Source organism: Nocardia sp. NPDC055321, from assembly GCF_053645575.1.
This window is the reverse complement of the sequence record NZ_JBSHMS010000006.1, coordinates 77,022-101,595: the sequence shown is the minus strand read 5'-3', so window position 1 is coordinate 101,595 and position 24,574 is coordinate 77,022. Positions and strand designations below refer to the sequence as shown.

Annotated in this window: 20 protein-coding genes and 2 pseudogenes; 4 read left to right on the top strand and 18 right to left on the bottom strand. The window is 70.4% G+C overall.

All coding sequences use genetic code 11. The annotated features are described in order from the left end of the window. Window positions 1-6: 6 nt before the first annotated feature. The gene (mycP, locus tag ACWIGI_RS11780; RefSeq protein ID WP_454202345.1) at window positions 7-1,434 is read left to right on the top strand and encodes a type VII secretion-associated serine protease mycosin; all 1,428 of its coding nucleotides are present in this window, start codon (window positions 7-9) and stop codon (window positions 1,432-1,434) included. A 338-nt stretch (window positions 1,435-1,772) separates the two neighbouring features. Here mycP and eccB read toward each other — a convergent pair whose 3' ends face one another. Next, the gene (gene eccB / locus ACWIGI_RS11775; protein WP_454202344.1) at window positions 1,773-3,251 is read right to left on the bottom strand and encodes a type VII secretion protein EccB; all 1,479 of its coding nucleotides are present in this window, start codon (window positions 3,249-3,251) and stop codon (window positions 1,773-1,775) included. A 133-nt stretch (window positions 3,252-3,384) separates the two neighbouring features. Here eccB and eccE point away from each other — a divergent pair, with 133 nt between their 5' ends. After that, window positions 3,385-4,977 carry a type VII secretion protein EccE gene (gene eccE / locus ACWIGI_RS11770; RefSeq protein WP_454202563.1) on the top strand — a complete coding sequence of 531 codons (1,593 nt, stop codon included), beginning with the start codon at window positions 3,385-3,387 and terminating at the stop codon, window positions 4,975-4,977. A gap of 243 nt (window positions 4,978-5,220) precedes the next feature. Here eccE and ACWIGI_RS11765 read toward each other — a convergent pair whose 3' ends face one another. From ACWIGI_RS11765 to ACWIGI_RS11750, 4 genes and pseudogenes are all read right to left on the bottom strand, one after another. Then, window positions 5,221-5,781 (bottom strand): NADPH-dependent FMN reductase, encoded by a 561-nt coding sequence (locus ACWIGI_RS11765; protein ID WP_454202343.1) that lies wholly within the window; start codon window positions 5,779-5,781, stop codon window positions 5,221-5,223. 9 nt (window positions 5,782-5,790) lie between these two features. Next, window positions 5,791-6,603: pseudogene (locus ACWIGI_RS11760) on the bottom strand (NAD-dependent epimerase/dehydratase family protein); the annotation flags it as partial. Window positions 6,604-7,428: 825 nt separating this feature from the next. After that, window positions 7,429-7,656 (bottom strand): annotated as a pseudogene (locus ACWIGI_RS11755) (NAD-dependent epimerase/dehydratase family protein); the annotation flags it as partial. 145 nt (window positions 7,657-7,801) lie between these two features. Further along, window positions 7,802-8,617, bottom strand: coding sequence for an S-methyl-5'-thioadenosine phosphorylase (locus ACWIGI_RS11750; protein ID WP_454202342.1), 816 nt, complete (start codon window positions 8,615-8,617; stop codon window positions 7,802-7,804). 146 nt (window positions 8,618-8,763) lie between these two features. On the opposite strand from ACWIGI_RS11750, the gene ACWIGI_RS11745 reads away from it, so the two are divergent. Then, window positions 8,764-9,102: a metal-sensitive transcriptional regulator gene (locus ACWIGI_RS11745; RefSeq protein ID WP_454202562.1), complete on the top strand. Its 339-nt coding sequence runs from the start codon at window positions 8,764-8,766 to the stop codon at window positions 9,100-9,102. A gap of 3 nt (window positions 9,103-9,105) precedes the next feature. On the opposite strand, the gene ACWIGI_RS11740 is transcribed toward ACWIGI_RS11745, so the two are convergent. From ACWIGI_RS11740 to infA, 12 genes are all read right to left on the bottom strand, one after another. Further along, the gene (locus tag ACWIGI_RS11740; protein WP_454202341.1) at window positions 9,106-10,065 is read right to left on the bottom strand and encodes a nitrilase-related carbon-nitrogen hydrolase; all 960 of its coding nucleotides are present in this window, start codon (window positions 10,063-10,065) and stop codon (window positions 9,106-9,108) included. 113 nt (window positions 10,066-10,178) lie between these two features. Beyond that, the gene (locus tag ACWIGI_RS11735) at window positions 10,179-11,060 is read right to left on the bottom strand and encodes an AraC-like ligand-binding domain-containing protein (RefSeq protein ID WP_454202340.1); all 882 of its coding nucleotides are present in this window, start codon (window positions 11,058-11,060) and stop codon (window positions 10,179-10,181) included. 184 nt (window positions 11,061-11,244) lie between these two features. Further along, window positions 11,245-12,120 (bottom strand): nitrilase-related carbon-nitrogen hydrolase, encoded by an 876-nt coding sequence (locus ACWIGI_RS11730; RefSeq protein WP_454202339.1) that lies wholly within the window; start codon window positions 12,118-12,120, stop codon window positions 11,245-11,247. 465 nt (window positions 12,121-12,585) lie between these two features. Further along, entirely contained in the window at window positions 12,586-13,551 is a 966-nt protein-coding gene (locus ACWIGI_RS11725; protein ID WP_454202338.1) for a helix-turn-helix domain-containing protein, read from the bottom strand. A 439-nt stretch (window positions 13,552-13,990) separates the two neighbouring features. Next, window positions 13,991-14,932 (bottom strand): tRNA pseudouridine(38-40) synthase TruA, encoded by a 942-nt coding sequence (truA, locus tag ACWIGI_RS11720; RefSeq protein ID WP_454202337.1) that lies wholly within the window; start codon window positions 14,930-14,932, stop codon window positions 13,991-13,993. A 16-nt stretch (window positions 14,933-14,948) separates the two neighbouring features. After that, on the bottom strand, window positions 14,949-15,458 hold the full coding sequence (gene rplQ, locus ACWIGI_RS11715) for a 50S ribosomal protein L17 (RefSeq protein WP_454202336.1): 510 nt from the start codon (window positions 15,456-15,458) through the stop codon (window positions 14,949-14,951). Window positions 15,459-15,506: 48 nt separating this feature from the next. Further along, window positions 15,507-16,565 (bottom strand): DNA-directed RNA polymerase subunit alpha, encoded by a 1,059-nt coding sequence (locus ACWIGI_RS11710; RefSeq protein ID WP_354986070.1) that lies wholly within the window; start codon window positions 16,563-16,565, stop codon window positions 15,507-15,509. A 105-nt stretch (window positions 16,566-16,670) separates the two neighbouring features. Next, entirely contained in the window at window positions 16,671-17,276 is a 606-nt protein-coding gene (gene rpsD, locus ACWIGI_RS11705) for a 30S ribosomal protein S4 (RefSeq protein ID WP_375963197.1), read from the bottom strand. A 24-nt stretch (window positions 17,277-17,300) separates the two neighbouring features. Continuing rightward, window positions 17,301-17,714, bottom strand: a complete 414-nt coding sequence (rpsK, locus tag ACWIGI_RS11700) for a 30S ribosomal protein S11 (RefSeq protein WP_454202335.1) — start codon at window positions 17,712-17,714, stop codon at window positions 17,301-17,303. 9 nt (window positions 17,715-17,723) lie between these two features. Further along, on the bottom strand, window positions 17,724-18,095 hold the full coding sequence (rpsM, locus tag ACWIGI_RS11695; protein ID WP_454202334.1) for a 30S ribosomal protein S13: 372 nt from the start codon (window positions 18,093-18,095) through the stop codon (window positions 17,724-17,726). 222 nt (window positions 18,096-18,317) lie between these two features. Beyond that, window positions 18,318-18,431: a 50S ribosomal protein L36 gene (gene rpmJ, locus ACWIGI_RS11690; RefSeq protein WP_067561702.1), complete on the bottom strand. Its 114-nt coding sequence runs from the start codon at window positions 18,429-18,431 to the stop codon at window positions 18,318-18,320. 121 nt (window positions 18,432-18,552) lie between these two features. Further along, window positions 18,553-18,774, bottom strand: coding sequence for a translation initiation factor IF-1 (gene infA / locus ACWIGI_RS11685; protein ID WP_040804562.1), 222 nt, complete (start codon window positions 18,772-18,774; stop codon window positions 18,553-18,555). 3,186 nt (window positions 18,775-21,960) lie between these two features. On the opposite strand from infA, the gene ACWIGI_RS11680 reads away from it, so the two are divergent. After that, the gene (locus ACWIGI_RS11680) at window positions 21,961-23,919 is read left to right on the top strand and encodes a nucleotide-binding protein (protein ID WP_454202333.1); all 1,959 of its coding nucleotides are present in this window, start codon (window positions 21,961-21,963) and stop codon (window positions 23,917-23,919) included. A 103-nt stretch (window positions 23,920-24,022) separates the two neighbouring features. Here ACWIGI_RS11680 and ACWIGI_RS11675 read toward each other — a convergent pair whose 3' ends face one another. Next, window positions 24,023-24,532 (bottom strand): DUF4254 domain-containing protein, encoded by a 510-nt coding sequence (locus tag ACWIGI_RS11675; protein ID WP_454202332.1) that lies wholly within the window; start codon window positions 24,530-24,532, stop codon window positions 24,023-24,025. Between the last annotated feature and the right edge of the window lie 42 nt (window positions 24,533-24,574).

The window sequence follows — 24,574 nt, the reverse complement described above, 5'->3', positions numbered from 1 at the left end:
TCCGCGATGCCGACCCGCCCGCCGAACCCGCTCCCGCGCGCGAGTGCCGCCGCGGCCGTGCTGGCCGTCGGCCTCTCCTTCGGCCTCGGCGCCGAACCCGTTGCGGCCCATGCCGACCGGCCGCCCGCCGTGGATCCGGGGCTGCTGCCGCCCGGCGGCCCCGCCGCGCCACCCGGCCGGACCGAACATCCCGCCAACTCCCCCTGCCTGAGCACGCAGTCCGGCGGCGACGGCCCGACCATTCCACCCACGCAGCGGGCGCTCGACCTCGAACACGCCTGGCGCTTCTCCCGGGGCGCGGGCCAGCTGGTCGCCGTCATCGACACCGGCGTCGTCCCGCATCCCCGCCTGCCCGGACTCGTTCCCGGTGGCGACTACGTCGCCAATTCCGGTGACGGAACCGAGGATTGCGACGCGCACGGCACCTTGGTGGCCGGGCTCATCGCCGCCACCCGCGTCGCCGGCCAGGGATTCGCCGGTGTCGCCCCCGAGGCCCGGATCATGACCATCCGCCAGACCAGCGCCATGTACCAGGCCGAGGGCGCGAGCCGGGACAAGGGCCCCGACGACATGCCCGACGGCTACGGCAAGATCTCCGCGCTGGCCTCGGCCGTGCGCCGGGCCGCGGACGCCGGTGCGCGCGTCATCAACATCTCGCTCGTCGCCTGTCCCGCGAGCCGGCCGGAGACCGTGGAGATGGGCAGGCTCGGCGCAGCGGTGCGCTACGCGGCGGTCGAGAAGGACGTCGTGGTGGTCGCGTCGGCGGGCAACACCGACACCTGCCGGGCGAGCAATCCCGGACCGGACCCGCTGCACCCGGACGCCGACCTCTGGAATCGCGTCTCCTCCTACGTGGTTCCGGCCTGGTGGGACGAGTATGTGCTCTCGGTCGGCTCGGTCGACGCCTTCGGCAGCCCGTCGGCGTTCACGGTGCCCGGCCCGTGGGTCGGCGTCGCGGCGCCGGGCGAGAACATCGTCTCCCTGGACCCCCGCAGCACCGGGCTGACGACCGCCAAGGTGTCCAACCAGGGCCAGGTATCGCGCTACAGCGGAACGAGTTTCGCCGCCCCCTACGTCTCCGGTGTCGCCGCCCTGGTGCGCTCGCGCTTCCCGGACCTGAACGCCCGCGCGGTGATCGACCGCATCCAGGCCACGGCCCACGCCCCCGGCGAGGGCTGGAACCCCTACGTGGGCTACGGCTCGATCGATCCGGTGGCCGCCCTGACCGCCGAGGTCCCCCGCACGCTCCCGCCCAAGCGCCCCAACGCCGCTCGCGATCAGCAGCTCCCCCTGCCCGCACCGCCGCCGCCCCCGGACAACACCCCGCGCAACGTGGCCCTGATCGGCACAGGCATAGTCGGCCTCCTGGTCGCGCTGGGCTTCCTCGCCTCGTTCCCTTTGCGCCGCAAGTTCGGGCTGGGCGACAAGGACTGAACGTCACTCATCCGCAGCGCATCTCGGCGACCTCGACTTCCGTCCGGCGATCAGCGTCGCCGTAACCGAACAGCCCGCACCGCCCGTTCAGTTCACCACCGCCAAGGGGCCGGAGTCGAAGGCGGTGGTTACCGCTCGGGACCGTACCCCTGTACTGCTCCCGGGCGGCGATTCCGGGCGCATCCGCATTGCCTATCGCCCTGACAGTCCGAACCTCACGGCCATCACCCGCATCGCCCCGCGGGACCAACAGCCGCCGGCATCCCATCCGTTGTGCAACGGGACGCCGGCCCGGCCTGGCACCGTCGACCGTCCGCCCGTACCGGCCCACGTGGCGCTCAGTTCTGTGTCTTGACAGGCTGTTTCGCCGGATCCGGGTCCGGCGCGACCCCGTCGTGGGCGACCATCGCCGCCTCGCGGCTCAGCGTGGGCCCGGGCGCGAGCAGGCCGATGATCTGCCACGGCGCGGGTTCCGGGCGCACCGACTCGGGATCCATGCCCAGTGCCTTCGCGGCCTCCAGGTTCTTGACCCCGTAGCGAACCCCGTAGTCGGACAGGAAGAACAGGCTGTCCCGGCGCTGGCTGTCCGGCTCGATCCCGGTGCTCTGGACGTACGCGCCCGTCCCCGGCGTCAGGTAGAACGCGTCGAGTTCGGGTCCGTCGCCGTCGGCCTGCGCCAGCGGAACCAGCCGCGCCCGATCGGGAATGGGCGGCGCGTGCCCGGTCAGTACCGTGAGTTCGGCGTGCCGGCTGCCGTCGGAGGTATCGGCGGAGTCGATGGGCCGCCACGAAAGACAGTCGACGGGTTGGTCTTTGCCGTCCACCAGGGTGGGCGCGGCCGCCGGGTAGTCGCCGACCGGCAGCGCGGCCGAGACCGGCGCGCCCGTGCGATCGGCCTGCGCGATGTCGTCGGTGGTAGCGGTGGAGCGGTAGGCGTTGCGAATGATGTCCGCGGTCAGCGGGGACACCGGCTGCAAACCGTCCGACAGCACCACGTAGTGCTTGTTGTCGGTGCGCACCCGGACCACGTCACCGATGCGATGCGCACCGATCGAATAGCTCGGCGCCGCACCGGCATCCGCGATGACCGGGGCGGTCAGCGGCAGCACCTCCGGAATGGCGTTGAGCAGTCCTTCGCTGATCGGCCGGGGCACGTGCCCGCGGATCTCGAGGGCGTCGACCACCGCGCGGTCGTTCATGTCCAGTCGCGCACGCTGATTGCCGTACACGAGGTACGTGTGGTCGCGCCCGCGCACCAGCAGGGCCCGGCCCGCGGCCAGCGGCGCGGCCTTGTCACCGAGATCGGGCGCGCCCGCGATGACCGAGGTGGTCAGGGTGGCGCTGCCGTCGTTGGCGAGCGCGTCGCACACGGTCCAGGCGCGGCCCGAACCGCCGCCGTCGAAGTTCAGCGAGGCGGGCGCGCCGGGAATTCCGATCAACTGCCCGCGCGGCTTCTTGGCGAGCTCGGATTCCTTGACCGTGCCGGGTTTGGCGGCCTCGCCCGCCGCCAGCCGCGCCGACGCCAGATTCAGCGCCGGGTGCACCACGTTGTCGATGACGACGTACACCGCGCCGGTGTTCTTGCCGAGCAGGATCTTGTTCGAGCCGATCTTGTCCTGCGGACGCAGGAGGGCTAACAATCCGCAACCGGCCAGTGCGACACACGCGAGGATCACCCCGACGGTGAAGGCGCGGGACTGGGCGCGCATGGGGTCGTGCAGCATCCGCACGTCCCTGCGAACCAGGGCGTGTTCCATGCGCCGAACCAGGAAGCGATAGCCACTGACCTGCCACCGCGTCGTAGGTTTTGACGGCATGCGAACTCCCCCGACCAGTCATTGCGTTCGCCGAACACAGTACAGTTCCCCCGAATCCGGATGAGCACTCGGCCGCCTCCGGCGGGCCGGGAATCGGCGATCGGGGAGCGATATGAGGCGCCGCGTGCGACTGATGAACCTGCTGGTCGCGCAGACGACCGCGGTGGCCGTCCTGCTCATCACGATGCTCTCCGGCGTGCCGCGCTGGCCCGCCGTCGGTGTGTCACTCGCCCTGGGACTGGCACTCCTCGCGCCGTTGGGCAAACGTTCAGTTGCCGAGTGGATCGCCACCCGCTGCCGCTTTCGCGCCCGCCGCCCGCGCGCCCTCGCCGACCCCGTCGACTTCAGCGCCGCCGACGGCCGTTCCCTCGGGCTGTACCCGGACCGCACGCGCGTGGTCGCCGTCGTGGAGGTACTGCCGCCCAAGGGCGGGCTCACCCGCCTGGGCCGTACCACCGTGCGGTCCTCGCACCTGCTGCCCCTGGCCGCCCTGGCCGAGCGGCTCGTCCAGCACGACATCCGGCTGGCGGGCATCGACATCATTTCGCACGGTCATCGCAGCCGGTCCGGAACCCCCGCGGGGGCCAGCTACGAAACCCTGCTCGGCCCGCTGCCCGCCACCGCGCACCGCACGGTGTGGCTGGCCATCGCCTTCGATCCCCTGCTGTGCCCGGACGCCGCGGCCCGGCGCGGCGGCGGCCCGGCCGGGGCATACCGCGCGGTCACCATCGCCACCCGGCGCATCGTGCGCACCCTGGAGGACGCCGGCTGCGCCGCCCGCGTTCTCACCGCACCCGAGATCACCCAGGCCGCCCTGCAGATCACCGGCGGCGCGGACCCCGGCGATCTCACCCAGCACTGGCGCTACGCCGAACTCGGCAACGGCGTGAACATCGGCGCGGCCCTGGACCCGGGCCGGATCGGCTCCGAGGCGCTGGATCGGCTGTGGGTGCCGCCGTCCCGCGGCACCACGGTCGCGGTGCGACTGCGTCCCGGCGATACCCCGGACACCGTGCGCGTCGGCGCGGCCTGGCGACTCACCGCCCGCGAGCTGCCCGACGAGCCGGTGCACAAACGCATGATCTCCATGAACGGCCGCCAGCGCGAGGGCCTGCTCGCCCAATTGCCCCTGGCCGTACCGGGATTGGACCACACCGTCCCGACCCTCGAACGCCCGCTGGCCGAGCTCGACGAGGTCCGGCTGCCCTCGGCGGGCTGCGGTCAACTCCTCGGCTCGGACGAGGCGGGCAACGGGGTCGCCGTACGCCTTGTCGGCCAGGGCATTTCGACCGTGTACATCTCCGGCGAGCTTTATCTGGCGCAGCAGCTGGTCTTCCGCGCGCTCGCCATCGGCGAACGGGTGCTCATCCGCACCGATCGCCCGGGGTCCTGGGACCACCTGCTCACCACGATCGGCAATCCCGAGCGACTGGCGCTCGCCGCCGAAACCCACCAGTCCGACGCGGGATTCACCGCCGTCCTGGTGGACGGCGTGCTCGCGCCCGGCCCGCACGCGGGCGTCACCACCCTGTACCTCACCGGCGATCCCCTGGGCTGGCCCGGCGCCGCCCCCGACCTGTCGATCCGCCAGCCCGGCGCGGCGGGCAATCGAATCACCCTGCGCTCCGGCATCACCGAGGTGGAACTGAACCTGGTCTCGATCCCGCGCGAGGCCACGTACATCGGCCGTCCCCGCGCCGCCCGGGCACTCGCGGACCAGGTGTAGGCCGGGTCGGGAGAGCGGCCGCGCCGGGGCGATAACCCGTAGCACCCGATCAGTACGGCCACCACACAGCCGGGCGGGCAGGCCTGCGGGGCAGGAGGTATCGGTGATCACGCCGAGCGCGCGGAGCCGGACACGATGCATTCGGCTGGACCCCGGCATTCCGGGTACCGGCCGCGCACGCGGAGGGCGTGATTCCGCCGGAATTGCCGGGCGGCCGACCCGCAGATCACGTGCGGGCGCGGTCTACCCCGGATACGGGTCGGTCGCCCGCGCCGCGCGCAAAGTCCGTCCCCACCACGCAAGTTGGTTCAACTGCCTGGCCGCGGCATCGACAGCCGCACCGTCCGAGGTCTCCCCCGCCGCGTCGAACTTCCGTTTGGCCTCGTGGAAACTGACCGTCTCGCGAATAGACACCATATGGATCTCGGCGACGACCTGGCGCAACTGCTCGACGGCGCGCAACCCGCCGGAGAGCCCGCCGTAGCTCACGAATCCGATGGGCTTGGCCCGCCATTCGCGTTTGGCGGTGTCGAGCGCGGTCTTGACCGACGCCGGGTAGCCGTGGTTGTACTCGGAGGTCACGACCACGAAAGCGTCTGCGGCGGCGATCCTTTCGCAGTAGGCCCGGGACTCGGCGGTGACGCTCAGATCCGTCGGCAACGGCGTCTCGGCCAGGTCGATGACCCGCACGTCGAAGCGCCCGTCGGCGCGGGCCGCGCGCAGGAACCACTCCGCCACCACCGGCGCGAATCGTTCCGGGCGCACACTGGCCACGATGACTTCGAGCCGCAGCGGGTTCTCCATACGCCGAGCCTAGTGCGGCCCGGCCCGTCCGGTCGCGTAGGACACCAGCCCCTCGGCGGGCGCGGTGCGCGCGGTGAAGTCGAGCGCCTGACGCGCTCGCTCGGCATGCGCGACCAGGTGCCGGATATCGGTGATCCGGTACTGCCCGGTGACCACCGGCGCGGGCCCGTCCAGCGCCTTGGCCATGGTCGAGGCCACCTCCCACAGCGTGAGCGGCTGTCCCGAACCGATATTCAGCGGCACGAAGCCGGGCAGCCCGCGCTCCACGGCGGCCACCGTCGCGGTCGCCACGTCCCGGACCTGCACGAAATCTCGGACCTGCCCGCCGTCCTCGAACACGTGCGGCGCTCGCCCCGCGCTCAGCTCCGCCCGAAACCGCGCCACCACACCGGTTTCCGCCGTCCGCACCGCCCGCGCGCCCGCGACCGGCTCACCATAGACGGGGTTGTACCGCAGCACCGTCGCGGCCGATCCGGTACTGACCGCCCACGCCAGCGCGTAATGCTCCTGCGCGACCTTGCTCGCCGCGTAGGCGCTGCGCGGCCGCAGCGGCGCGTCCTCCCCGAACGGCTCCCAGGTCAGCAACTCCCCCGTGCGCGGCGCCCGGTGATCGAACAGTCCTCGATCGAGATCACCCCGCCGTCGCAGCCCCGGAAAGAACGGCCCGCTCCGCACGGCCCGGTACCGCCCCTCCCCGTACACCGCCACCGTCGAGGCGAGCACGAGCCGCCGCACCCCCGCTCTTTCCATGGCGGCCAGCAGAATCGCGGTCCCCGCGTCGTTGTGCGTGGCGTAGGCCGCGGCCGCCTGCATCTGCAACGGGCCCCGCCGCGCCGGCGCGGCACTCCGCCCGCCGTCGCCACCGGTGCTCGGCCCACCATCGCCACCGGCGCTCCTCCCGTCATCGCTCTCGGTGCTCCGAGCTTCGTCGGGCCCGCGCACGCAGGGCCCGGCTCCGTGTCCGGCGTCCTCGCTGCGCCCACCGGCCGCGCCCCGGCCGCCGGCCTCGGCACCGCCGCGCACTCCACCGTGCCCACCCGGCGGCTGCCTATGGGTGGGAACTGTGCTGCGCCCCAATCTCTCTCCCGAATCGGGGTCACCATCACGACCCCCTGTGCCGGCCGAATCGCCACCCACGGCGGGGCCATCACCCCGCCCCGATGTGCTCGGCTTCCTTCCGGCAGAACCGGGTTCCCGCCCTAGTCTGCGACTTTCACGGCCGGAGCGCTCGGCAGCAGCACCGTCTCGTGCGACAGCAGCAGCGTCCCGTGCGGAAACAGCACCGTCTCGAACCGCAGCGGCACCGTCGCGTGCGGCACCGCCTACGGCACCGTCTCCTGCGGCGCGGCCGACGTCGCCAGTGCCACGGCCGGCGCGCTCTACCGAGCCTTCCTGTCGACCGGCCGGTTCACCCTGTCTCCCAACCGAATCGCTCGCACTCGGGGTGGCACCACCCGTCGGCTGGATCGAACCTGGCGATCGCCCGGCTGCGGACTTCCCCGAGGCGGAGTCGGCGGCTTCCCCCACCGCCGCAGCGGAACTCGCGCCCGACCCGGCGCGGCCGCCGGCCCCCTCGGCCCGCACCCGCACGCCCGGAGCAGCCACACGCTCCGGCCCCCGGGACATCGGCGGCGGATCCGGCAGCGGGACAGCCGCGGCCAGGTGACACACCACGTCGATCCCCCGCAGAAGTGGTTCCAGCGCTTCGGGATTGCGGATGTCGACCAGCGAAACCCGTTCGGGCGCCGTCGATGCCGGTCCGTGCACCGCGCCGAGCATGGCGTCGATGGCGACGACCTCGTGCCCCGCCTCCAGAAGAGCGCGATGCACGTGGGAACCGATGTAGCCGGCCGCCCCGGTCAGCAACACTCGCAACCGGCCCGCCACAGGTCTACCCGAGCTCATTCCTCCAGCGTAGGCGACCACGGCGGAGTGTGGACCGGGCACATCTCGATCCGGGCGCATCGGGCATGACAAAGGCCCGGCCCCCGATGGGGCCGGGCCCTGTGCGAGCGAGGGGTCAGGGCAGTTCGAAGGGCAGCTGCACGCCGGTGCCCGAGTGCACGCGGCAGGCGTCGCAGGTGTCGTCGCCCTCGACGGCGGCGACCGCGCGGCGCACCAATCCCTTGAAGGGCACCAGGTTTCGCTCGAACTCGGCGAACACATCGACCGCGCTCACACCGTGCCCGGACTCCACGCCGGCGTCCAGGTCGGTGACCAGAGCGATTGCGGAGTAGCACATTTCGAGTTCCCGGGCGAGCACGGCCTCGGGATGACCGGTCATATTGACCAGCTCCCAACCCAATCCGGCGAACCACTGGCTCTCGGCGCGGGTGGAGAAGCGCGGGCCCTGCACCACGACCATGGTGCCGTGATCCTTCAGCGGCAGTTCGTCGCCCTTGGCCCCGATGGCCGCGGTGCGCAGTTCCGCGCAGTACGGGTCGGCGAAGGAGACGTGCACGCCGCCCGCGTCGAAGAAGGTCTGATCCCGCCCGGAGGTGCGGTCCACCAGCTGGTCGGGCACGGCCACGGTGCCCGGCCCCCAGTCCGCGCGCAGACTGCCGACGGCGCAGGGACCGAAGATCCGCCGCACGCCCAGCGAGCGCAGGGCCCACATGTTGGCCCGGTAGGGCACGGTGTGCGGGGAGAACTCGTGTTTGCGGCCGTGCCGGGGCAGGAACGCCACCGACCGGCCCTCCACGGTGCCGATGGTGATGGGCGCACTGGGCGCGCCGTAGGGAGTCTCGACCTCCACCGCAGTCGCGTCGTCACCGAAGAAGTCGTAGAAACCGCTGCCGCCGATAATGGCCAGTGTGGCCCGAGTATCCGAACTCATGCGGCCAATTCTCGCCCATTTGCGCGTGAGTGGTGGTACCAGGGCGGACGCTGTACCCTAGGGGGGTATTGACGCCGGGAGTGAGGAAACCGTCGGTGACCAAGGATCAGATCAGCACGGCCGCAGCGGTGACGGACACCGCCGATGTGGCGCAGGCCACGACGGCGGCGGATCAGGCCGACAAACCCTGCCACGATCACAGCTCGCACGGCTACATCACCGCCAAGGACGACTACCTCAAGCGGCTGCGCCGCATCGAGGGCCAGAGCCGCGGCCTGCAGCGGATGGTCGAGGAAGAGAAGTACTGCATCGACATCCTCACCCAGGTCTCGGCCATGACCAAGGCCCTGCAGGCGGTCGCCATGGGCCTGCTCGAGGATCACATCAGCCACTGCGTGGTCGACGCGGCCGTCGCCGGCGGTCCCGAGGCCGAGGCCAAGATCAAGGAAGCCACCGACGCCATTGCGCGCCTGGTCCGATCCTGACCGTCAGCAGGCCGCCATGCCGGTCGCCGTCGAGCCGATGGTGAGCGGCATGGCCCAGCGATCCGAACTCGGAATCCGGCCGACCCCCGCCCGCGCGGTGCGCGCGGCCGTCTGCCCGCGCCGCTCGCGGGGGCGATGGGCGATTCCCACGTCCACCGTCCCCGTTCCGCCGCGCAGCTCCAGCTCGGCGTAGAGCAGGCCCTGCGCACCCTCGGCCAGCGGCGCGATGACCTCGATCCCGTCCGGACCGTAGATGCGGGCCCGCCCGGTGGGCCGCTGCCCGCCGTTCTCCCCCGCCCCGACCACCACGCACGGCGCGATCACGTACGCGCCCGCCTCGAGCGCGTACATCCGGCTCACGGTGGGTCCCGAATCCGGTCCCGGCGTATCGCCCGCCATCCCGCCCGGCCAGGCCGCGACGTGGATCTGCTCCCCGTCCGCGCGCAGCGCGCGGGTCAGCAGCGGCCGCTGGTTCTCCTGCCCGGTGAGCGCGCCCAGCGCCCCGAACGGCGTGCGATGCACGGCGGGCAGATTCGGCGCCCCCGAGGCGAACACCTTGCGCTCCACCCCGTTGAGCCCGGCCTTGCGCCGCACCGAGAGCACCTGCCCGGAATCGTCGATCACCGCCTGCGACATATAGATTCGGCGATCCTGCCGTTCCCCGAAACCCAGTACCACGTGGATGCCGTAGCGGCGCGCGGCCGCGGCGACGGTTCGCATTTCGGCGCCGTCGCGCGGCATCGAATTCTCGCGGCAGCGGGCCGAGTATTCGACGTTCCATTGATTGGTTTCCACCCAGCGCCACCAGGGATAGCCGGGAAGAAACGTCTCCGGGAATGCGACCAACTCCGCACCCGACACGGCCGCGGCGCCGATGAGTTCCACGACCTGCTCGACGCCTTCACGCAGCCGAAGCCATTTCGGCTCGGCCTGGACCGCCGCGACGCGCACCGTTTTTCTCATGGGACAACCCTCATGAGAGGTGATGCTCGCGAATGCCTTCCGATCACACCATGCCGAAAAGTGCCGTATTCCGGACTCTTCATGCCACCGCGATGTTCATACCAATGAACTGTTCAAAGCAATGTACGGAATGTACCCGGTGTAGTGCCAGTCTCGGTACGGAAGGAACGGTAGAAACTTCGCTCGGTAAGGAATCCCGAAGCGCTCGCGACCGCGGACAGCGGAAGCTGTGGCGCACTGCGCAACAACTCGCAGGCCCGTTCGATTCGCATGCGCCGCAACACCGCTCCCGGTCCGCCCTCGAACTCACCGAACACTCGATAGAGCGTACGCCGCGACATTCGGCAACCGGCCGCGATTCGATCAACTCCGAGTTCGGGATCGGTGCAGTTGTCCCGCATGAACACCAGCACGCGTTGACGATTCAGCGCGTCGGCCGAGCGTTCCCGCGCCACCCCGCCGGTGGCCGCGACCACCGCCGCTGCCAGCAGATCCAGTCCGGGCTCGGCGAGCAGCGCCGCCCCTCCGGGATCGGTACCCTGCAATCTCGCGATACCCCGGAAGAATTGCGCCACGATCGCGGGCGCCGAATCTCCCGAAAAAGCCGTAGCCGTAGGAACTTCCGAACCGAGAACACCGTGCCGCTCCCGCAGCCGGCTCAACGGGACCTGCAGTACCACCTGCTCCCACTCCTGCCCGAATTCCCAGTGGTAGGGCCGGGAGGTGTCGTAGAAGACGATGCCGCCGGGCCCCACTTCGGCGACTCGATCATCCTGATGCAGCCGCGCGGTGCCGGATAGTGGAATGCTCACCAGCAGGAACTCGTCCTCGGTCCGCGCGATCAACCGGGGCGTGCGCCGGATCTGCTGCGGCGTCGACCCGACGACGGTGAGCTCGAGATCCCCGTATCTGCCGTGTTCGATATGACCGCGAAAACCCCCGAAACTTCCGCTGGGCTCGGGTGAAACCGCAAGCGGCACATACGCCGCACTCACCTGCGCTTCCCAGCGCTCGAATGCCTCCACCGCCGGCGATTCCGATCCGGTTCGCACTTCGAACCGATTGATCGCTTCTGACCCTTCCACTCCCCATCCCTCGACAACCATCGACGGCCGCCACCCGGCCGAATATCGGGCAGTGTGTCAGATCCGCCCGTGGGCAGCCAGCGACGGCGCAGCCCTACGCCGCGGATTCACAGCTCGTATCGAGTTCCAGATCGGCGTACAGGATGCCTTCTTCGTGCCCGCCCAGCGGGGTCGCCAGTTCCTCCCCGCCCGGCGCGAAGATGCGCGAATGCCCGCCCGGGCCGCGCACCAACTGCTTCGCGGGTTCCGTTCCACCGTGCCGACTTTCGCTGCCGGCGACGTCCATGATGGAGCACGCCGCGACCACGTTCAACTGCCCCACCACCGCGTACCAGAGCGTCGCCGCGTTGTTCACTCGCACACCCCACTCCACGTCCCGCGCGATGATGAACCCCGGCCACGACACCACGTGCACCTGGGCGCCCGTGCGCTCGAGTTCGCGCCGGGCGGGCAGGTGCAGTTGCTCCGATCCACCCTGCACCCCGATCCGGCCGATATCGGTCCGGAACACGTAGGGCGCGGTCACCTCACCGCAACGAAAGATCTTGTGCTCCAGCGGCGTCAGCTCCGGCTTCCGCCGCACCCCGGCCAGCACGCCGCGATCGTCGATCAGGCACTGGGACATGTACAGCGAGGTGCCGCAGCGTTCGCTGAAGCCGAGCAGCACGTGCACGCGATTGCGGCGCGCGGCATCGGCGATGCGGCGGAATTCGGTGCGGCCCACCGTCATCGAGTTCGTGCGGTAGCGCGCGAAGAAGCCCTGTCCCCAGCTCACCGAATCCAGCCACAGCCACCACGGGTAGCCGGGCAGGAAGGTCTCGGGGAAGGCCACCAGCTGCGCGCCCCCCGCCGCCGCGGTCTCGATGAGTTCGATCGCCTGCTGGACGCCCGCCCGCAGGTCCAGCCATCGTGGTTCGGCCTGGACCGCCGCCACCCGCACCTTCGTCCGCACCTGGGCTCCCTTCGACACGCTCGGGAAGATCTGTGCAATCACCCTTCGCCGAACGGCCGCGAGGTGCAGCGACATACCGTGCCGAGCTACCGACCGGACGTGCCTGCGTCCATTTTTGGCGGAATTCGCCTCGATGGGCGGTCCGTGCCGCGCACGAGCGCGGGACCGGCAACACGCAACCCGGTCGTCGGCGGCTCGACGACGACCGGGCGGCGTCTCCTCCTCGCATGACCCGGCCGGTCGGCAACGTCGACGACTGCGCCTGACGTGCAAGCGGCGCTTCGCCCGAGGCACACGATCGGGACGCGAAGACCGGCGGTGCACGGGGTCAGCGATTTGGTTGGAGAAGATCAGCGGTGTGATCCGGATGCCCCCACAAGTATTCACATCGGGCACGATGCTGTGACTGTCCGGCCGTGCCAGATCACTGACCATTCACGTCATCGGGTTTACGGGCGACCCGTGCGCGGAATCCGATAGGGCTCAGGCGTACTCGGTCCGGAATTCGCCGGGCGTCATTCCCATCTCACGCCGGAAGGCGCGATAGAACTGCCGCTCGGAGACGAATCCCGAAGCGCGCGCGATGGAAAGCAGCGGCCGGGTCTGGTCGGTCCGGATCAGCGCCAGCGCCCGTTCGATCCGCAGTCGGCGCAGCACCGCCGCGACCCCGTCGTCGCCCTCCTCGAAGAGGCGATAGAGCGTGCGGCGCGAGACCGAGCACGCGGCCGCGACATCGTCGACGGTGAGTCCCGGGTCGGCGAAATGCCGCTGGATGTAGGACAGCGCGTGCTGCCTGGCCAGGGCCTGACCCGCCTCCTCGTGCGGGGTCTGCCCCGCCGCCAGCTGCACCACAGAGGCCAGCAGCCCGGTCCCGTGCCTGGCCAGTTCGGCGGCCTGCTCCGGCGCCGTCTGCTGCAATTGCGCCAGCCCGCAGAAGAATCGGCCGACGATGCCCGCCGCGCCCTCGGGCGGGAAGCGCACCGCGGTCGGGATGCGGTCGGAGGCGACCCCCGAGGCGCGTACCACCCGCGACAGCGGCACCTGCACCGCCACCAGGCCCCAGTTCTGCTCGAAATGCGCGGTGAAGGGCCGCGAGCTCACGTAGAGCATGAGCCCGCGATTCGCCATCTCCCCCACCCGGCCGTCCTGTTCGAGCCAGCCCCGCCCCTGCGTGGTGATGCTGGCGAACAGGTACGGCTCGTCGGGTTCGTGGATCAGCCGCGGCAGGCGCGAGATGTGCTGGCTCGTCGCGGTCACCGTCGACACGTCCATCTCGTCGAACCGCGACTGCACTATGCGAGCCCGGAACTCGCCCGGGTGGACCGGGGTGACGACCAGCGGTACATACGCCTGCGCGACCGCAGCCTCCCACTGCTCGAATGCCTGCTGTTCGGAAACCTCGGGAGTTGATCTGACATCGACCACCGCGGGATCGGAGCCGCCGCTCATGGGCCGATTGTCGCACCATTGGTGTTCCAGAAAGCCGAAATCCCTTCACATCTTCCAACTTTCGGAAGACGCGCCCGAAATAGGTAAGTTGCCCGAAGAAACCGAGACCGGTCGGCGAGTACCAACCGAACCGCACGCCCCGCCGCGAATCCATACGGCGGAGTTGAGCTTTCGCTCGGCAGTGCCCATGCCCGACCGCGACGGGCTGTCACCGGCGGAGAAAACGAAAACAATTCTCTCGAATTCTCGAACGGCATTCGGCCCTAAGACAATTCACTTCACCCCGCCGATCGACGGGGGCGGACGCGAGCGGGGGCGGGGTACGCAGCGGGAAACCCCTGCGTGGGCCGCTTCTTTTTTTTATCACCGCGGGGGGGGCCCGCGTGGGGGGGGGTGAGCCGCTCGTAACCCCGCCCCGCTCTGTCTTTCTCCCCGCGACTCAGTCGCCGCAGCACCCCTGCCCCGCGCTCGCGGGCCCCGGCACCGAACGCACCTCGCGGGTCTCCGCGTTCCGCGCCGCCAGCTCCGCGTCCGGCGGATAGTCCACCGCGACCAGACTCAACCCGTGCGCGGGCGCGACCGTCACCGCACTGGCCCGCTCGCGTTCATCCAGCAAACCACCGATCCACTCCGGCGTACGGCGGCCCTCGCCGACCGCGAGCACCCCGCCGACCAGACTGCGGACCATCGACCAGCAGAAGGCGTCGGCGCTGACGTACGCGGTGAGCAACTCGCCCTCGAGCTCCCAGTCGAAGCGCTGCAGCTCGCGAATGGTGGTCGCGCCCTCGCGCCGCCGGCAGAAGGCCGCGAAATCGTGCAGGCCCAGCAGCTTTCGGGACGCCGCCCGCATGGCCTCGAGATCCACGCCGGGACGGCACGGCACGATATGGCGGGCCTGCAGCGGCTCGGCGCCGAACGGCGCGGTGGTCAGGCGATACGCGTAGTGCCGCCGGATCGCCGAGAACCTGGCGTCGAACTCCGGCGGTACGAGCCGAACGTCCTTGACGCGCACGTCTTTCGGCAGGAAGCGCGCCAGCCGGTGCACCAGCCGCGGACCGTCCACCGCGGTGCGGGTGTCGAAGTGCGCCACCTGCCCCTGCGCGTGCACGCCGGCGTCGGTGCGCCCGGCGACGGTGAGCTGGATCGGCTCGCGCAGCACCTTGCTCAGCGACTCCTCCAGCACGCCCTGCACCGTGCGCAGCCCGGGCTGGCGGGCCCAGCCGGTGAAGTCGGTGCCGTCGTAGCTGATGTCGAGCCGAACCCGCGCGGGGTCCGATTCCGGCGCCGGCGACGCGGCCGCCTGATCGTCCACGGTCACAGCGATCTCCTGGTTAACATGAAAGAAGCCCGCCGACCCGGAGGGGACGGCGGGCTTCCTCATGGAATGAGCGGGAAGACTAGGCTTCCTTCTTCTCCAGGTCAGCGGCCTCGGCGGGAGCCTCGGCAGCAACCTCGACGGCCTCGTCGGCCTTGGTCTCCGCGGCCGGAGTCTCGGTGGCCTTCTGCGAAGCCGCGACGCGACGGGCACGATCGGCCTCGTTGGTCACGGTCTTCTCGCGAACCAGCTCGATGATCGCCATCGGAGCGTTGTCGCCCTTGCGCGGGATCGTCTTGATGATCCGGGTGTAGCCACCCTCGCGACCCTCGAACGACGGTCCGATGTTCGCGAAAAGCTCGTGCACGACGTCCTTGGAGCGGATCACCTTCATCACCTCGCGACGGTCGGCAAGGGTGCCGGCCTTCGCCTTGGTGACAAGCTTCTCGGCGTAGGGACGCAGCGCCTTGGCCTTGGACTCGGTGGTCGTGATGCGACCGTGCTCGAAGAGCGCCGTGGCCAGGTTGGCGAAGATCGCCTTCTGGTGCGACGCCGACCCGCCGAAGCGGGCACCCTTCTTGGGCTTGGGCATTGGAATCTCCTGTGTCTAAGACCGTCGGGGCGCCCGCCCCGTGACGGCCTAAAGCTGTTCGGTCTCGGCGTAGTCCTGCTCGCCGCTGTCGGTGTCGCTGAACGAACCGCTGTCGCTCCAGGTGCCGCTCGCCGCGTCGTAACCGACGACGGAGGACGGATCGAAGGAGGCCGGGGAGTCCTTGAGGGACAGACCAAGCGAATGCAGCTTGACCTTGACCTCGTCGATGGACTTCTGGCCGAAGTTGCGGATATCCAGCAGATCGGACTCGGTGCGGGCAACCAGCTCGCCGACGGTGTGCACACCCTCGCGCTTGAGGCAGTTGTAGGACCGCACGGTCAGGTCCAGGTCCTCGATCGGCAGACCGAACGAAGCGATGTGATCCGCCTCGGCCGGGCTGGGGCCGATCTCGATGCCCTCGGCCTCGACGTTCAGCTCGCGAGCGAGACCGAACAGTTCGACCAGAGTCTTACCCGCCGACGCCAGCGCATCCCGAGCGGAGATCGAGTTCTTGGTCTCGACATCCAGGATGAGCCGGTCGAAGTCGGTGCGCTGCTCGACACGAGTCGCCTCGACCTTGTAGGTCACCTTGAGAACCGGCGAGTAGATCGAATCCACCGGGATCCGGCCGATTTCCGCACCCGACGCCTTGTTCTGGACGGCAGGAACGTAGCCGCGACCGCGCTCGACGACGAGCTCGATCTCCAGCTTGCCCTTGTCGTTCAGGGTCGCGATGTGCATGTCCGGGTTGTGCACGGTGACACCGGCCGGCGGAACGATGTCCCCACCGGTGACGGCCCCCGGGCCCTGCTTACGGACGTACATGGTGACCGGCTCGTCCTCTTCGGACGACACAACCAGGCCCTTGAGGTTCAGGATGATGTCGGTGACATCTTCCTTCACGCCCGGAACCGTGGTGAACTCGTGCAGCACGCCGTCGATGCGGATGCTCGTGACAGCGGCACCCGGGATGCTCGAGAGCAGCGTGCGGCGCAGCGAGTTGCCGAGGGTGTAACCGAAGCCCGGCTCGAGCGGTTCGATGGTGAACCGCGACCGGTTCTCGGACACAACCTCTTCGGTCAGTGTCGGTCGCTGTGAAATCAGCATGGATTTCTCCTCCTTCGAGCGTCCGCTATTTGACGCTCACGATGGGAACTGTTCCCGCCCCGAACAATTCGAGGCGGCAACCAGCGGCGCGCGTCAGCGCACCTATTACTTCGAGTAGAACTCGACGATCAGCTGTTCCTGCAGCGGAACATCGATCTGCGCACGCTCGGGGAGCTGGTGCACCAGAATGCGAAGACGGCCGGGAACGACCTGGAGCCAGCCCGGAACGGGACGGTCACCAACGGTTTCGCGCGCAACCTGGAAAGGCAGGGTGCCCAGCGACTTCTCCTTGACATCGATGATGTCGTACTGAGAAACCTGGAAGCTGGGGACGTCGACCTTCACGCCGTTGACCACGAGGTGGCCGTGGCTGACGAGCTGACGAGCCTGACGACGGGTACGGGCCAGACCGGCGCGGTACACGACGTTGTCCAGACGGGTCTCGAGCAGACGCAGCAGGTTGTCGCCGGTCTTGCCCTTCTGGCGGTTCGCCTCTTCGTAGTAGCGGCGGAACTGCTTCTCCATGACGCCGTACGAGAAGCGAGCCTTCTGCTTCTCCTGCAGCTGCATGAGGTACTCGGATTCCTTGATCCGCGCGCGGCCGTGCTGGCCCGGCGGGTAAGGACGACGCTCGAACGCCTGGTCGCCTCCAACGAGGTCAACACGAAGACGACGCGACTTGCGGGTGATGGGGCCTGTGTAACGAGCCATGATTCTCTACCTTTTCCTTCCCGCTTAGACGCGACGCCGCTTGGGCGGACGGCAGCCGTTGTGCGGCTGCGGGGTGACATCGGAGATCGTGCCGACCTCGAGGCCTGCGGCCTGGAGGGAACGGATCGCGGTCTCGCGGCCCGAACCCGGGCCCTTCACGAACACGTCGACCTTCTTGACACCGTGCTCCTGCGCCTTGCGGGCAGCGTTCTCGGCGGCAAGCTGCGCGGCGAACGGGGTCGACTTACGCGAACCCTTGAAGCCGACGTGGCCCGAGGACGCCCACGAGATGACGTTGCCGGACGGGTCGGTGATCGACACGATGGTGTTGTTGAACGTGCTCTTGATGTGCGCGTGGCCGTGCGGGACGTTCTTCTTATCCCGGCGACGCGACTTCTGAGTCTTCTTCGGGCCCGAGGCCCGGCTCTTCGGAGGCATGCGCTATCCCTACTTCTTCTTGCCGGCGACGGTCTTCTTCGGACCCTTGCGCGTGCGGGCGTTGGTCTTGGTCCGCTGGCCGCGCACGGGGAGGCCACGACGGTGGCGCAGACCCTGGTAGCAGCCGATCTCGATCTTGCGACGGATGTCGGCCTGAACCTCGCGGCGCAGGTCGCCTTCCACCTTCATCGCCGAGCGCTCGATGTAGTCACGAAGAGTCGTGACCTGCTCATCGGTGAGGTCCTTGGAACGGATGTCACCGCTGACGCCGGTGGCCTCCAGGATCTCCTTCGCGCGGGTCCGGCCGATGCCGAAGATGTAGGTCAGCGCGATCTCCATGCGCTTTTCGCGCGGGAGATCGACGCCCATCAGACGTGCCATGTGGCATTTCCTTAATGGTTGCGGAGGTCTGCTCCCTGACCGTCCCCTCGTGTGGGGCCCCGGCCTCCGTACCGGGGGAAGGCCGCCATCCGCCCACTTGCTGGGCTCGACAACGGCGACTGGCGCTGGGAGTTACTTCTGTGTGTCTGCCAATCCGAATCGCGTTCGGTGCTTGGCTGGTGAACGACCGGAGTTTCCTCCGGCGATCCGGCTAGGCCGAGATCAGCCCTGACGCTGCTTGTGGCGCAGGTTCTCGCAGATCACCATGACCCGACCGTGACGGCGGATCACCTTGCACTTCTCGCAGATCGGCTTGACGCTGGGGTTGACCTTCACGTCAGTTCCAATCTGGTTCCGTGTGCCCACTGGCCGTGAACACAGTTTTTCCCCGGCCGGAAATGGCCGGGGAAGACCGGGGCTCAGGGCCCCGGAAACTCGGTTGTCCCCCTGCGGGGGCTCACTTGTAGCGGTAGACGATGCGACCGCGGGTCAAGTCGTACGGCGAAAGCTCCACGACGACGCGATCCTCGGGCAGAATACGGATGTAGTGCTGCCGCATCTTGCCGCTGATGTGCGCGAGAACCTTGTGACCGTTCTCCAGCTCAATCCGGAACATCGCATTGGGCAGCGGCTCGATAACCCGGCCCTCGACCTCGATGGCCCCTTCTTTTTTCGCCATATCCTCCGCGATCCCGGTTGGGCTGAACCTGGTTGGTTGCAGCTCATTACGGCTCCACCCGGCACGCATGCGGGAACATCGCTGTCCTGCACGAGAGCCGAGGCGGTGCGATACTTCGCTGGAGGTAAGTATGCGGACATGCCACAACCAGCGTGTAGATGCACCGCCGACTAACTTTACCCGGTCGCGTAGATCCGGCCAAACCAGGGTCGTCCGGGGTGTGCGGGAACACTCGCCGCACCCACCCGAAGCGTGCGAGGTGCAAGCGGGCTGAGCACGCCGGCCGGGGCGATCGCTAAACTACGGCCTGTCCTTGCAAGATCGTCCAGCACATCGGGGGTTGATGTGAGCCGCAACAACGACGGTCTCCCCATGCTTCCGCCATGGCTCTCCGAGAGCGACGTCTCCGAATCCGGCTACGAAGCGCCCGTCGAGAACCTCCCCCAGGACGACTTCATCCCCGAGGAGAAGGCCTCCCGCCGCCTCTTCGGCCGCCGCAAACCCCGCAAGGACACCGACACCGCGCCCCAGCCGGACTCCCCGCCGCCCGCCCGCCGTCCGCAGCAGCCGCCCGCGGCCGCCGCCCCGTCCCCGGGCCCCGGCGTGAGCTCTCCCCTCGAGTTCACCCCCGACCCGCCGCGCCCCGCGACCCCGCCGCCGACCGGCCAGGGCCCGAACGCCGGCGGCCCGAGCCGGACGGCCTCGTCCGGCACCGGCCGGTCCCCCGCGTTCCAGCAGTCCGCGGACCCCCGGACGAACGGCCTCCCCGCCGGCGATGTCCCCCGGCACCCGGGCGCCGACGGCCGCCCGCAGCACCCAGTCGATCCGCGCACCTCCGCGAACGGCCACCGCCCGCCCGGTGGCGAACACGGGAACGGCCCCGAACTCGAACGGCCCGGCGACGCCCACCCGCAGCCCCAGGGTCCGTCCGCGAACGGCCGCCCCCGCCCCCAGATTCCCCCGCAGCCCGCCACCGGTGACGCGCACGGCGCCCAGCCGCAGGGCCCGAGCGCCCGCGATCAATCACCCGCGCCGGCCGACGCGACGACCCGATTCCCCACCACCCCACCGCAATCCACCGGCCCGCACCCGGACCTCCCGCCGCCCCCGCCCGGCCCCCACACCGCACCCCCGGCCCCCACCCGGAACCAGGTCGCTCCCCCACGCCTGCCCCCACTGGACGCGCCGTCCCCCGGCCCCCTGGATTTCCCCGCCACGCCCCCTGTGCGCCCCGAGAACACGACGGGCCCGGCCCCCGGCCCCTTCGACGTCCCCCCGCCAGCCCGCCCCCCGCTGCCCGAGTCCCCCACACACGGCGGTGCACCCCAGGGCTCCGCCCGTCCTCCGCTGCCGGATGCACCGTCCCATACGCCGGATTCTTCTGCGGAACAGCCGAACTCGGCCGTCCCGCCGTCGCAGCGCCCCCCGCTCCCCGAGAGCCCCGCGCGCCCACCCCTCCCGGACGCTCCGACCCAGGCACCATCAGCACCAAGCTCGGCCGGGCCCTCGGCACAGCGGCCCCCGCTCCCCGAAAGCCCCGCACGTCCGCCTCTCCCAGAGGCACCATCCGCACCGAGCTCAGCCGACCCCTCGGCACAGCGGCCCCCGCTCCCCGAGAGCCCTGCCCGTCCGTCCCTCCCCGAGGCACCGAGTTCGCCTGCGGAGCAGCTGAATTCGGCGGACAGGTCCCCGCAACGTCCCCCGCTGCCCGACGCACCCGACAGCGCCCCCTCCGACCCCCGCTCGTCCGGTGCCGGTCGATTCACCGCGCCGCCGGTCGCCCCCGCTCCGGCCCCACAGTCCGGCCGCCCACCCCTGCCCCCGGCTCCTGATGTCGCACGCCCTGTGCCGCCGGGCATGCCCCCACTCCCCGACGCACCTCCCGCCTCCGCCACGGGCCCGAACCCGCTTGCGCCGAGCGATGATTCACGTCCGCCCCTGCCGCCCGCCCCCGAGGCGCGCCAGGGCGTCCCACCGCTCCCTCCGGCCCCGGACGCACCCACCGGTTCGACCAGGCCCCTCACCGGCCCGACGCCCCCGGGGCTCCCCCCGCTGCCCCCGGCACCGGACCTCCCGGCACCCGGCCCGAACGCCGCGTCGCCCGAACGTCCACCCCTGCCCCCGGCCCCGAGCGGTCAGGGCTACACGGGCGAACGCACCCCGGATTCCGCCACGGGTGATCAGGAACGCGGGGCTCTTTCTGCCGCGGCGACCCCGCGTATGCCGCTGCCACCCACCGCTCCCGCCGAAGACGCGCTGGGCAGGCCGCTCTCCGAGACCTCGGGCTCGGAAGGCCACGGCGCGGTCGATCCGACCGGGCGCCCGACGCCGATTCCCACCCCCGGCGAGTCCGCGCGGGAAACCACCACGGACACAGGGCAATCGGCAGGCTCCGTTGCCTCACCGTCGTCGAATCGGGACGCCACACCGGCCGGTGCGGACGCGACGCGGGTGGCTCGACCGCCGCTCCCCCCGGCGCAGGATGAGCGCACTCCCGGCGAGACAGCCTCGCAGGGAGGCGATTCGCCCGCAGACTCCGGCGCAACGGTCCCGCCCGCGGCCGAGGTCACGGGTGATGCCGACTCCGCTTCAGGAGGCGCAGCGGTCGACTCGTCAGGGGCGGCACAACTTCCCGGCCGGCCCGCGGCGGCAGCGGATTCGGCTGCGGCTTCTGTCCACGACGTGTCGGCCGACCCGTCCGACGCGACCCGGCACCACGACGCGGCGTCGGGCACCTCCGAGTCACCCGACGCCGGAACGACGGGCCACACCAACTCGTCGACCCCGGTCGGTTCTTCTGGCACCGCGGTAGGCCAGGCTCCGCTCGATCCGCTTGCGGCCGACGACGCATCGGGATCATCAGCGGATGAGGGCCGGACCCCTGAGTCGAACCTTCCAGCCGACGCCTCCGAGACGCCGCGGCCGGCGTCCGCCACCGCCGGATCGCCCGAGGCCGGGCGTGTGGCGGCGGAGAACTGGGCCACCGGCGGGAACGCGTCTACCAGTACCGGCAGGCATCGGGCCGTGCACGGCCCCGGGGGTGCGGAGTCGCACCGGGCGCCGGGGCGGGACGATTCGTGGTCCGAGTCCGGAGACGGGACGCAGGGCGGAAACAGGGCTTGGGCGAATCCCGCGGGTGGTTCCGCAGGACAGGCGGGCTCGCCTGCCGCGCAGCAGTCTTCCGTCATGCCGGGACAGCAGCAGCCGGCCGACGGTCAGGGTGGATTCCCCGGTGCGCCGCAGCAGGGGCCGACGAGTGGTGCACCGTATGGCCCGCACGGCGGATTCCCGGGTGGGGCGTACAGCCCCGACGGCGGTCAGTGGGGCGAAATCCCCGGGCAGGCACCGGGTCCCGACGGCGGGCCGCAGGGCGGCGCCTCGGGTGCACCGTACGGTCCGCAGGGCGGATTCCCGGGTGCGCCGCAGCAGCCTTGGCCCGGCGACCCCGCGACGGGGTACGGGCCGGGGGCGACCGGAGGACCGGGCCAGGGCCCGGGTTTCGGTGGCTCGCAGCAGGGTTCGTGGCAGCAGCAGCCCCACGGCGCGCCGCAGCAGGGCTGGGCGCAGCAGGGCGGCGCGCCCGCTCCGCATGGCGGTCCGTCGACCGGCGGGTGGGCGCAGGGTCCGCACCCGGCCGCGCAGCAGATGCCTCCCACAGGTGAACAGGGCGGCGCGTACGGTCCGGGGCCCGGCGACGGGCAGCAGGGGCAGCACCAGATGCCAGCCACCGGCGGGCAGGGTGCGCCCCAGTCCCAGGGCTGGGCGCAGCCCAACGGCGCGGCGACCGGAGCCGCGCCGCAGCAACCGGGACCCGATCCGGCACAGGCCAATTGGGGCATTCCGGGCCAGCAGGCGGCACAGGACGCTTCCGGCGCACCGGTCGGCTACGGGCAGGGCCCGTCGGCCGATCCGGCCACCGGGCAGACAGCCGGCGCCGGACAGCCACAGCAGTTCGGTGATCCCGCGCAGGCGGGCCAGGGACCCAACGGGCAGCCGTCCTACGGGCCGGGTGCCTCCGGCCGTCCGGATGGCCAGTTCGCGCCGCAGCAGTACGGCCCCGGGCCGGATGCCGCCGCACCACAGTCGAATTCGCCGCAGCACGGCTACCAGGGCCCCGGTGGGCAGGTGGGCTTCGGCCCGGGCGCTTCCGGAGCACACGGCCCCGGGCAGGGCCCGCGATACGCCACGCCCGGCGCGCCCGTGCAGTACGGCGGCGCCCAGCCACCGTCGCTGGACGACGTCCCGCTGCGGCGCGCCAAGAAGGCCCCCGGCTCGGGCTGGCGCAAAGCCGTGCACCATGTTTCGGGCGGCGCCATCAATCCCGGTATGTCCGCGGAAGAGCGCCGACTGCAGGAACTCGTCGCCAGGATCAGGCAGCCCGTGCGCGGCGACTACCGGATCGCGGTGCTCTCGCTCAAGGGCGGTGTCGGCAAGACGACCACGACCATGGGCCTGGGTTCGATCTTCTCCTCGATCCGCGGCGACCGGGTCATCGCGGTCGACGCGAACCCGGACTTCGGCACCCTCTCGCAGCGGGTGGCGCTGCAGACCCGTTCGACGGTGCGGGATCTGCTCCTGGACCCCTCGATCACGCGCTACTCCGACGTGCGCAGGCATACCTCGCAGGCGTCCAGCCGCCTGGAAGTGCTTGCCAGCGAGCGTGATCCGGCGGCTTCGGAAGCGTTCAGCGAGGACGAGTACCGCTCGGTGGCCCGCATCCTGCAGCGCTTCTACAACATCATCCTCACCGATTGCGGTACGGGACTGATGCATTCGGCCATGGCCGGCGTACTGGACCTGGCGCACTCGCTGGTCCTGATCTCGTCCTCGGCGATCGACGGCGCCCGCAGCGCCGCCGCCACCCTGGACTGGCTGTCCCTGCACGGCCACGACCACCTGGTCCGCAACGCCGTGGTGGTGATCAACCTCCCGCGCCCCGGCTCCAAAACCGTTGGCATCAACCAGCTTCGGGACTACTTCCTGTCCCGCTGCCGCGCGGTCCACATCATCCCCTACGACGGCCACCTGTCCGAAGGCGCGGAGATCGACCTGACCCGCCTCGGCAAGGAGACCAAGCGCGCCTACGTCGAGCTCGCCGCGACCGTGGCCGACGACTTCGCGACGGACCACCGCAGACACGGCTGACCGTTCGGCTCCCGGGCCCAACACCCGGGAGCCGAACGAGCAGCGCGGTGAATCGTCCCGCCGGATCCCACCCTCGAGGTTCCGACGGGACCGTCAGGGGCCTTTACCAGGCGGGCAGCCGACGTCTGCCGGCGAGCACGTCGCGCACGAGATCGTCGTAAGCATCAGACAATTCAGCCAAATGGTGCCAGGCACCATGCAGCATCTCGTCGTTGGCGTCGAGCGTCATCAGCGCGTGGTGCGCGCGGATCGACGCCTCGGCCAAGCGATCGATGACCGATCCGACCGTTTCGGTGTGCAGGGTCGCCCCGAGCCGGTGCTGGGGTACCGAGCGCACGATCCAGTCGTCGATGGCCATGACCAATTCGACACGCCGACGCTTGTTTTCGACTATCGCGGCCGGATCCATCTCCTGACCGACGCCGCCGCGACCGACGATGCGCCGCTCGTGCAGCACCGCGAGGTCATGGGCGAACCACAGCAGTGGCCCGCCGATGACGCGGTGACCGCGGCAGGCGCGCAAAAGTAGGTCGGAGGTCGGCAATAGCCCGGAGGTCAAGCCCTGCGTATCGACGACGTCCGCGTACTGCTCGCACACGTCGGGCAGCGCCACAACTACCGTATTTGATGTCTCCGAACCTGCCACGTTGCCTCG

Coding starts and splice junctions, on each gene's coding strand:
- ACWIGI_RS11680 (WP_454202333.1), top strand. CDS start 21,961: ATGCCGGGACAGCAGCAGCCGGCCGACGGTCAGGGTGGATTCCCCGGT.
- truA (WP_454202337.1), bottom strand. CDS start 14,932: ATGAGGAAGCCCGCCGTCCCCTCCGGGTCGGCGGGCTTCTTTCATGTT.
- mycP (WP_454202345.1), top strand. CDS start 7: ATGCCGACCCGCCCGCCGAACCCGCTCCCGCGCGCGAGTGCCGCCGCG.
- ACWIGI_RS11725 (WP_454202338.1), bottom strand. CDS start 13,551: ATGAGCGGCGGCTCCGATCCCGCGGTGGTCGATGTCAGATCAACTCCC.
- rpsK (WP_454202335.1), bottom strand. CDS start 17,714: ATGCCTCCGAAGAGCCGGGCCTCGGGCCCGAAGAAGACTCAGAAGTCG.
- eccE (WP_454202563.1), top strand. CDS start 3,385: ATGAACCTGCTGGTCGCGCAGACGACCGCGGTGGCCGTCCTGCTCATC.
- ACWIGI_RS11765 (WP_454202343.1), bottom strand. CDS start 5,781: ATGGAGAACCCGCTGCGGCTCGAAGTCATCGTGGCCAGTGTGCGCCCG.
- ACWIGI_RS11740 (WP_454202341.1), bottom strand. CDS start 10,065: ATGAGAAAAACGGTGCGCGTCGCGGCGGTCCAGGCCGAGCCGAAATGG.
- rplQ (WP_454202336.1), bottom strand. CDS start 15,458: ATGCCCAAGCCCAAGAAGGGTGCCCGCTTCGGCGGGTCGGCGTCGCAC.
- ACWIGI_RS11750 (WP_454202342.1), bottom strand. CDS start 8,617: ATGAGTTCGGATACTCGGGCCACACTGGCCATTATCGGCGGCAGCGGT.
- ACWIGI_RS11710 (WP_354986070.1), bottom strand. CDS start 16,565: ATGCTGATTTCACAGCGACCGACACTGACCGAAGAGGTTGTGTCCGAG.
- rpsD (WP_375963197.1), bottom strand. CDS start 17,276: ATGGCTCGTTACACAGGCCCCATCACCCGCAAGTCGCGTCGTCTTCGT.
- infA (WP_040804562.1), bottom strand. CDS start 18,774: ATGGCGAAAAAAGAAGGGGCCATCGAGGTCGAGGGCCGGGTTATCGAG.
- eccB (WP_454202344.1), bottom strand. CDS start 3,251: ATGCCGTCAAAACCTACGACGCGGTGGCAGGTCAGTGGCTATCGCTTC.
- rpsM (WP_454202334.1), bottom strand. CDS start 18,095: ATGGCACGTCTGATGGGCGTCGATCTCCCGCGCGAAAAGCGCATGGAG.